General features: G+C 38.4%; 6 protein-coding genes. 2 read left to right on the forward strand and 4 right to left on the reverse strand.

Features of this window, described 5'->3' with window-relative positions:
• Positions 1–122 precede the first annotated feature (122 nt).
• The gene (locus NFS18_RS16075; RefSeq protein WP_251392161.1) at positions 123–1,739 is read left to right on the forward strand and encodes a sensor histidine kinase; all 1,617 of its coding nucleotides are present in this window, start codon (positions 123–125) and stop codon (positions 1,737–1,739) included.
• On the forward strand, positions 1,724–3,259 hold the full coding sequence (locus NFS18_RS16080; protein ID WP_251392163.1) for a response regulator transcription factor: 1,536 nt from the start codon (positions 1,724–1,726) through the stop codon (positions 3,257–3,259). The genes NFS18_RS16075 and NFS18_RS16080 overlap by 16 nt, the downstream gene beginning before the upstream one ends.
• Before the next feature lie 80 nt (positions 3,260–3,339).
• On the opposite strand, the gene NFS18_RS16085 is transcribed toward NFS18_RS16080, so the two are convergent.
• From NFS18_RS16085 to NFS18_RS19985, 4 genes are all read right to left on the reverse strand, one after another.
• On the reverse strand, positions 3,340–4,854 hold the full coding sequence (locus NFS18_RS16085; protein WP_251392165.1) for a DUF4367 domain-containing protein: 1,515 nt from the start codon (positions 4,852–4,854) through the stop codon (positions 3,340–3,342).
• Positions 4,847–5,386, reverse strand: a complete 540-nt coding sequence (locus tag NFS18_RS16090) for an RNA polymerase sigma factor (RefSeq protein ID WP_251392170.1) — start codon at positions 5,384–5,386, stop codon at positions 4,847–4,849. Before NFS18_RS16090 ends, NFS18_RS16085 begins: the two co-directional genes overlap by 8 nt.
• An 86-nt stretch (positions 5,387–5,472) precedes the next feature.
• The gene (locus tag NFS18_RS16095; RefSeq protein ID WP_251392171.1) at positions 5,473–5,844 is read right to left on the reverse strand and encodes a hypothetical protein; all 372 of its coding nucleotides are present in this window, start codon (positions 5,842–5,844) and stop codon (positions 5,473–5,475) included.
• A 406-nt stretch (positions 5,845–6,250) separates the two neighbouring features.
• Positions 6,251–6,334 carry a hypothetical protein gene (locus tag NFS18_RS19985; RefSeq protein ID WP_408631563.1) on the reverse strand — a complete coding sequence of 28 codons (84 nt, stop codon included), beginning with the start codon at positions 6,332–6,334 and terminating at the stop codon, positions 6,251–6,253.
• Positions 6,335–6,646 lie beyond the last annotated feature (312 nt).

Consider the following 6,646-nt stretch of genomic DNA (forward strand, 5'->3'; position numbering starts at 1 on the left):
CGGGGATCATGAAACAATGGAAGAAGCAATTTAAAAAGAACACCATAAGATATAATATTTTTTTCAGCATGCTTTTTCCCACTGCATTTTTAATTATTTTTTTATCTTTAGGAACTTCTTGTTTGTTTCTGAGAAACAGTTTTTCTTTAAAAAAAGAAGCTGCATTCCAGCAGTTAGAATATATCTCCGACCATCTTACTTTTATGATGGACAGTGCAGAAAATTACTCCAAAGCCATTATTTCAAATACAGATGTGCAGCAGTTTATGAAAGAAGCATTTTACCATCCTTTAAACCGTAGTTTACAAAAAAATGACAAAGAAATGCAACAGCTCATTTTACGGATTATACAATCCACCCATTTCATTCATTCTGTAACTTTATATACTCCGGATAATATGCCCCTGATCGCTACAGAACCGTATTCTCAAAGTCATCTGTCTTTTCCTCTGCCTGACAGACTTATATGGGGCATGAGAGAAAAACAGGATATTGTGAACTCCAGGAAGAGAATTTCTGTATTGTCTCTCCAGTCCCCATTTTATGATACTGCGTCCGGACAATTATTAGGATATATTGAAATAGCAATTCCAGAGAAAAAAATTGCCAATATCTATCACGACATTGCCGTAGAAGATACCATACTGATGATCGATCGGGACGGACTCATCCAAAGCTGCGAAAATAATGATCTGCTGCATTCTGAATATGCTTTTCTGAATGAGCTTTCTTCTGCAAAATATACCTCGGTATCGCTTGCTCATTCTACTTTATTTTTTTACCGCTATTTTCCCACACTGGGCTGGTATATCGTTAACGAAGTTCCTCTGATCACCTTTTTGCAGCCGCTCTTGATCTTATTTTTAATTTCATTGTCCATGACTGTGCTTGCAATTATATTGTATATCGGGGTTTCACACAGAATTTCCCATACGATCACTGCACCTTTACAGGATTTTGTCAGACACATAGAAGAAATGCATGAAGAAGAATTACATACGATCAAAAAAATCCCCTGCACTTCTGAAATAGAAACCCTTGTACATTCTTTCAATAGTATGGTTCTTGCACAAAACGAAATAAAATTGCAGCTGCTGGGAGCAGAAACATCAAAGCAGATTTTATCTCTGAGTCTCCTCCAGCAGCAGATCAACCCTCATTTTTTGTATAATACACTGGATAACATCTGCTCTCTGGCAGAATTGGAGGAAAAAGAGACTCTTATTCAATTAGTCATGAATTTGTCCGCCTTCTACCGTTCCTGCTTAAGTAATGGAAAGATGCAGATTACTTTAAAACAAGAGCTTAAAATTTCAGAGTCCTATTTGGAAATTTTGCACATTCGTTATCCCAATAAATTTACCTATGATATTTCTTGTCCTGAAGAACTGATGTCTTGTTCCTGCATCAAGTTACTTTTGCAGCCAATTATAGAAAACAGCATTTATCATGGTATCAAAGAATTGGAAAAAAAGGGAATCATACGGATCGACTGCCGTCCGGCCCAAGATACGATCCAGATTATTCTGCAGGATAACGGAATCGGTTTGACCGCCGAGCAATTAGAACAAATCTGGACGCAAAAAAATGATCACTTTGGTATTCAGAACATCCATCAAAGAATTCATCTCTACTACGGAGATGCCTATGGACTTTCCATGGAGATTCCTGCTGAGGGCGGATGTAAGACAACCATTACTATTCCACGAAAGGAGGCATACCCATGCCAATCCACGTAGTAATCGCTGACGATGAATATTTTATTCGGAAAAGAATTATAAAGCTGATCCCCTGGGAGGATCTTGGGCTAACATTAGCCGGTGAGGCTGAAAATGGTGAAGAAGTACTGTCATTGCTCGCCGGACATAACATAGATCTCTTGATATTAGATATCAAAATGCCAAAATTGTCCGGAATTGAAGTAGCCGAATATGTAAAACAGCATACTCCAAACACCCATATAATCATATTATCCGGCTACGATGATTTTCGCTATGCACAGGCAGCAATACGTACTGGCGCAAAAGAATATCTTTTAAAACCAGTTCAGCAAAAAGAACTACTTCAGGCAATTCATTCCTGCGCAGCCTCTATCAGAGCACGATCTGATATCCAGCAATGTCTGAAACAGTACGAACAATATGAATGGAGACATCATCTTTCTGCTATTCGGGATGGATCCCGTTCTTACGATGATTTTTGTAATCTGTACCAGGAATTCAGTCAATTCCACTATAGTGTTTACTGTACTATGTACGCTGAAAAATCACTTTTACAAAAAATCCAGGATTTAAACCAGAAATTATCTCAAATGAATTTTACCTGTGTCCATTTTCAAGAAAGTGAATGTATTTGTATTCTTCAAACTTTTGTACCTGAAAAAGAATGTTTCCAACATATTCAAGGAATTTTAACAGACTTCGTCCACTGTCAAAACGACTATATTTACATATATTTAGACGAAATCTTTTCCACTCAGAGCAATTGGACACCTTATTATCAGAGATCTCTGCATCTGGTTACAGAGCGGTATTTTTCCTCAGATTCCGGCTTATGTGTACGCCCCTCACATCACTCAAAACCAAAGTTTGAAGAAGAAGTTTTATTGCTGCGCAAAAATCTGCTTTCTGTCCTGCATACAAATGAAGAAGATACACTGTGTCAATACATCCGACAAGTATTTCAATCATTAAGCGAGAAAAAAAGCTGTGACTATCTGTGCCTGGTCGTAACTGAAATTTTTACCATTTATCGTTTGTATTTTCATATTCCAGAACCGCTTACACAGTCTATTTCAGACTTTGCAAATGCAATCATTGCAGTAGAATATTCTCTGAGCGATTTAGAATCCGAAGTGATATTTTATGGATTGGAATGTATCCACAAAATCAAAATTGTACCTTCAGATGTTGCAATGTGCCGGAAAGTAACGGAGTATCTGGAACAACATTTTCACGATTCCGCTTTATCTGTTTCAGAAATCGCAGAAAACCTCCGCATAACACCTTCGTACTTGGGAAGTATTTTTAAAAAAATCCATCATTGTTCAATTGTGCAGTATCTTTCTACGCTCCGCATGGAAACCGCAAAAAAACTTTTGAGAGAGGGAGATTTAAAAATCACTGAAATTGCAGAAGAATCTGGATTTTCTGATGTATATTATTTTAGTAAAAAATTCAAAAAAATTTGTGGGTGTTCTCCTAAAACATATGCCAACTCTTTCCAGCATAAGAATACATTGACCCAAACCAAATGCTAAATATACGGATCCACCCTAAAAAATCAGGGAAACTTCATCCCGGAGTTTCCCTGATTTATATTTTTGCAAATTAAAAATACCTATTTCACTACATTCTTTCCGATTGTCACATATGTTTCATCTCCGCCGACTACTCCGGAAGAAAACCAGAGACACGCATTGTCAATCTGATCTTCGTCTACAACATAAATAAGTGTGTAATCCAGACTTTCTCCTGGCGCGATCGGTCTGTATAAGCCATGTTTAAGCCCCTGTGTTCCTTCGGTGTAATACTGCTGGTCAAAATACACCGGAAAAGAACTTCCATCATTTGAAAAATATTGAAGTGCATATCCTTCATTAACAGCATGATAAAATTCTGTCTGCGTACTGTATGCTCCGTCTGCATCTAATTTCAATGTAGTCAGATCCGGCGCAATTGAGATACCGTCCTTCAAGTTCCATTGACTCTGCGTATTTCCTGCATTTGTCGCATTCATTTCAACCACAAGAAACTTTGTATTCACAGTCTCTATTTCATCTCTGTTACTGTCCGATGTTCTTTCATGAGGTTTTAAAGTCCCGTCTTCATTCAGCCACGGTGCAATTCGATCATACGTCTCAAAATTTTCTGCCGGGAACTCCTCCAGTGAAATACGATCTTTGAATTCTGCCGATTTTACCGTAAAGCGGATATCATCTATTACATCGTCAGGCATGACTCCGCCTTCTTCCTTGATTACTTCCATGAACGCAAGGAATGCTTCCTGATCATAAAGTGGTGAGATCACCTCTGCTCCAATCGTATGAACATCTTCTGAAGCCACCTTTCTTCCATACCACGCATCCATCTCGTCAGCAGATTCCCTGGCTTTCATTAATTCCTCTTCTACTTCCGCCTCTGTCGCATACGGAACAACCTCATCCAGTACTTTTATCTCCAGCCCTTCCGCAATTTTCACCAATTCCTCTGATTCCAGGGTACTTTTATTTGTAATCCAGATTCCATAGCCATATTCTTCATTGAACAGATAAAGCTGTTTCACTGTATCATCGGAGTCCACATAAAAATCCTCCCCGGTATATACATCCATCTTCTGCTCTCCGATCGTCACCTCTTCCAGCTTCGTATCCTTTTTAAATCCGTGGAAGCCTACGTCCTGTCCGATTCTATCCATCCAATCCAGCTCCGCCGCATTATAAGCTACAATCGTCAGAGTACTGTCTGTCTCTTCGTTCCGCCATTTTCCGCCAAAAGGACCTTCCTCCTGATATACATAGCCCTCCGGCATATAGGTCGGTTCTGCCTCCACCGCATGCGCTTCCAATTCTCTGTCTACAGAAATATCGTATATCATGTCTTCTCCGCTTTCTACACGATTTGCAGACAACATATAGTTAGCCGCAAGTACGACAGTAGAGGTTCCCACAGTCAGAACTGCAGCTGCCGCAGCAACCTTCCACATCTTAGGAATCTTCCTTCGTCTCGCCACTGTCACTTTTTCCCCGCTGATCTGACGGTATGCATCCTGTATTTTTTCCTCTACTTTGTCCGGAATGGTCACATCCCGTTTTAAAATCTCCAGTATTTCCTTTTCTGAATATTCTCTACACACAGATTTTACTCCTTTCCTGATGTCTGTTTTTATAGTTCTCTGTCTCATATACCTTTCCAAATTCTCTTCGTCCGCGCGCCAGTCTTGTTTTCACTGTATTTTCATCCATCTCCAGTATCTGCGCAATCTCACGGATTTTAAAACCCTCACCGTAATATAATAGAAGAACAAGACGATATTTTTCATCAATCGTCTTCAGCAATTCTTGAAACTCGTAATTCTCCAGTTCTCTGCATACATCTCCCTGTTCCGGCAGCACCTCGCTTAGCGTCTCCCTCTTTTTCTTCTGTAAAATGTCTTTACAATTATTGATCAGAATCCGTGTCAGCCATGTTGTAAAATAAGATTCATTCTTCAATTTTTCAATTTTCTCATAACATTTTAGTATCGTTTCCTGAATTGCATCTGCTGCATCCTCATCGTTATGCAGATAGCTCCACGCAATCTTGTACATGCTCTGTTTATGCAATTCTATCAGTTCTACAAATGACTGCTTGTCTTTTTTCTTTGCCTGTTTCACTAAACAATTCAAACAAGTCCCTCCTTTCTCTTTATCCGCCCCGGTTTATCATCGGTTCTTACTTATTAGACCAACAACCAGCCCAAAAGGTTTCATATTTAATAATATGTTTGATAAAAATCTTCTTCTGTTTCATTTGTCTCTTGAAAATATGCTTCTATAATCGCAATCAATTCCCAAAAACGATATACTTCTCCCTTATCTCCAAATGACTTCATACAATTCCATTCACTGGCGGATATGCCCAGCAGTTCGTGGTTCGCATTCTTCCAGTCCCGAAACAGAATTTCACTGATCAAGTATATATCTGTGTCTTCGCAATAAAGATAAATCTCAATATTATTGAGCATATTATCAAATTGTATATAGCAATAAGGCATTCTCTGCGGCTTTATCTTCCGAATAAATTGCTGTACATCCATTAACGCCTTCCGCAGAGAAATCAATTCTTTTTTGTTTAGTTCCTTCATTTGACTTTCCTCCCACCAAAACCCAGTTCCGAAAAAACACCTCTGCATACAGGCTAGTTTATTCTATATAACTCCACAAGTAATGTGCAACAAATTGTTACTATATTTTCAATTTATTTCTCCAGCTCATAAGAAGGGACAAAGTTTAGTACAAACTGATTATTCTAATGCTTGGGATTCTTCCGCAATTATCCGTATTCACCACTTGACAATGCATCTATGTCTCTTTTTAATCCTTCCGCAAAATTCTTTATTGTTCTAATCTTACACTTGCATAAAATCGTTTCCTTTCTGCATGTCTGCTTAAAATATTTATAGATACGGGTGCGCCAAAGGCTCCCGGAATGAAAAGTAAAGGAACCTTCCGGTTCCAGATCTATATAAAAAAAGCACCCAAAGAATGGAATCATTCTCCGAATGCTTTTACAATGTCCTGGCTGCTTTTAGCTAATTGGTGTATTTTAAATCCGGCTTGCCTTACATCATGCATACGGGCATTTCCCTTTTGCCAGCTTTCATTCACATCTTATCCCGCTTTGATAACAGTATTTTTCATATTCTTCATCTAATATTTTACGGAGTTCAATATCATCTGAAATTTTAATTTTTGTTTTCGTTGCCATATAATCCTTTCCATTCAATTAAGATTATTGCTGTTCCCTGCTATTCCATGTGTGTACATTCCTGAAAAAACTGCAATTTCGCCCGTTTTCTTAATATAAAAACTATAAATGAGCAAGTTCGTGATTTTGCATAAAAGAAAGACACCTCGATTCCGTGTGTTGTATAATGAAAGTGCCTA

Source organism: Mediterraneibacter agrestimuris (genome assembly GCF_943193195.1).
In the GTDB taxonomy this organism is placed as follows: domain Bacteria; phylum Bacillota; class Clostridia; order Lachnospirales; family Lachnospiraceae; genus Schaedlerella; species Schaedlerella agrestimuris.

Coding starts and splice junctions, on each gene's coding strand:
- NFS18_RS16095 (WP_251392171.1), bottom strand. CDS start 5,844: ATGAAGGAACTAAACAAAAAAGAATTGATTTCTCTGCGGAAGGCGTTA.
- NFS18_RS19985 (WP_408631563.1), bottom strand. CDS start 6,334: ATGCATGATGTAAGGCAAGCCGGATTTAAAATACACCAATTAGCTAAA.
- NFS18_RS16080 (WP_251392163.1), top strand. CDS start 1,724: ATGCCAATCCACGTAGTAATCGCTGACGATGAATATTTTATTCGGAAA.